General features: G+C 70.1%; 1 protein-coding gene and 2 pseudogenes. 1 reads left to right on the top strand and 2 read right to left on the bottom strand.

Annotation, left to right across the window (positions count from 1 at the left end):
• Nucleotides 1-458 (bottom strand): annotated as a pseudogene (locus tag DSP71_RS01160) (polyketide antibiotic transporter); the annotation flags it as partial.
• Complete coding sequence (locus DSP71_RS01165) at nt 452-1,438, bottom strand: ABC transporter ATP-binding protein (protein WP_113680151.1); 987 nt, start codon at nt 1,436-1,438, stop codon at nt 452-454. The pseudogene DSP71_RS01160 and the gene DSP71_RS01165, both read right to left, overlap by 7 nt.
• A 90-nt stretch (nt 1,439-1,528) precedes the next feature.
• Here DSP71_RS01165 and DSP71_RS01170 point away from each other — a divergent pair.
• Nucleotides 1,529-2,210: pseudogene (locus tag DSP71_RS01170) on the top strand (hypothetical protein); the annotation flags it as partial.

Here is a 2,210-nt window from a genome sequence, read left to right on the forward strand (position 1 = left end):
AGCGGAAGGCCGGTGGCGACCAGCGCGAGCGCCGTGAGCAGGGCCAGGGCGACGTTCGCGAGGACCCCGTGCGCGATCGTCGCGACCGTCGGAAGGCGGCGCCCGGCGGGGGTGGCCCAGACGAGCTCAGCCCGTCCTGCCTCCTCGTCGCCCCGGGTGTGCCGCACGGCGAGGAATGTGCTCATGAGGGCGGCGAGGAACGCCAGCCACGGCAGCACCTCGAAAGCCAGGAACGCCCCTTCGGACGTGCCGGACGGCAGCCCGCGGAACATCAGGATCACCGGATTCGCGAGCGCGGCGGCGAGGATGTTCTGCCGGTCGGCAAGAGTCGAGTAGGACTGGCTGACACCGGCGTATCCGGCGAAGGCCATCAGGGCCGTACCGACGATCCACAGCGCGAGCTGCAGCCGATCGCGGCGCAGTCGCTGTCTCAGCAGCACGCCGAACGTGGTCACCACGCACGGTCCTTCAGCGCGCGGCGGGTGGAAGGCACTTCGTGCTCCGCCTCGCCGTTTTCGGCCGCTTCGAGGCCGGCGAGGTCATCGCCGTAGTGGCGCAGGAACAGCTCCTCGAGCGAGGGCGGGGCGACGCGGAGGTCGCTGATGCCGAGGGTGGCGAGTGTGGGGAGAACCGTCGCCGTGCGATCGCTGTCGACGGAGAGGCGGATGCGGTCGCCCTGCTGCACGGGGTCGTGCACGTCCGGGATGCGGCCGACCTGTTCGAGGGTGGCGCCGGCGGAGGCGAACGACACGTCGCTGCGGGTGAGGTGACGCAGCTCCGCCAGGGTTCCCGCCTCCACGACGCGGCCCGCGCGGATGATCGACACCCGGTCGCACAGCTGCTCGACCTCGCTCATGATGTGGCTCGACAGCAGCACGGTCGCGCCGTTCGCGTGGGCGCGGGCCACTTCACGCTGGAAGATGACCGCCATCAGGGGATCGAGTCCGCTGGTCGGCTCATCGAGGACGTAGAGGTCGGCAGGCACGGCGAACGCCGCGATCAGAGCGACCTTCTGCCGATTGCCCTTCGAGTAGGCGCGGCCCTTCTTGCGCGGGTCGAACTGGAACGCGTCCATCAGGCGCTTCTTCTCGTGCTGGTAGGCGGCGTCCTTCGCACGGGCGCCGCGCAGTCGTGCGAGCAGGTCGACGGCCTCGCCCCCGGACAGGTTCGGCCAGACGCTGACGTCTCCTGGCACGTAGGCGATGCGTCGATGCAGGTCGACGGCGCGATCCCAGGGGTCTTCGCCGAAGAACTCGACCTCACCCCCGGTGCGCCGCGCGAGGCCGAGGAGGATGCGGATGGTGGTCGACTTGCCCGCGCCGTTCGGGCCGAGGAACCCGTGCACCTGGCCCTGCTCGACGGTGAGATCGAGGCCGTCGAGGGCGTGCATGTGGCCGTAGTGCTTCGTGAGATTGCGGGTGGCGATGACGGTGGTCATGCGCGGGAGCGTACGCCCGATTCACAAAGTCGTGAATCGGGCGAAAACAACACATGCGAAATCCTTACGACGCCCGCGTACAGTGGGCTGGTGCCGGAGTTCCCCTACAGTCGCCTGCGCCGCTGGCCCGACGTCGAGGCGGACAACCTGCAGGCATATGACGCGACCGACCTGCTGCTCGTGGAACGGGCGCTCGCGCTCGACGTGGACGGCTCCGAGACGGTCGTCATCGGCGACGAGTACGGCGCGATCACGCTTGCTCTTGCCGCGGCAGGGCGCCACGGCATCCGGGTGCATCAGGACCTCGCGACCGGTCGCATGGCACTGCAGCGCAACGCCGAGGAGCTCGGGCTTGCGGGTGCTTCCGGCCGAAACGGAGACGACCTCAATGGGGCAGGGCGCGTCGCGGGGCAACCCGCCGAGCGTGAGACGGATGGTCTGGGTTTCGGCCGACTGTTCCACCCGCACGAGCTCGATGCCGACCTGCTCACCGGCGCGAAACTGGTGCTGCTGCAGCTGCCGAAGTCGCTCGCGGAACTCGAGGAGATCGCCGACGCCGTGGCCCGCTGGGCTGCTCCCGACGTGGTGCTCGTCGCCGGAGGCCGCGTGAAGCACATGTCCCTCGGTCAGAACGAGGTGCTGGGGCGGAGCTTCGCGCATGTGCAGGCCCAACGCGCCGAGCGGAAGTCGCGACTGATCGTGGCCACGGAGCCGCGCCCCGCCGCCGCGGACCGGCCGTTCCCGGTGGCGGCGCAGCACGAGGGGCTGACGC

The sequence above is a fragment of the Microbacterium sp. H6 genome, assembly GCF_003314775.1.
GTDB classification, from domain to species: Bacteria; Actinomycetota; Actinomycetes; order Actinomycetales; family Microbacteriaceae; genus Microbacterium; species Microbacterium oxydans.

Bases quoted from the DNA above. Each gene is read 5' to 3' on its own strand.
- DSP71_RS01165 (WP_113680151.1), bottom strand. From the start codon at position 1,438: ATGACCACCGTCATCGCCACCCGCAATCTCACGAAGCACTACGGCCAC.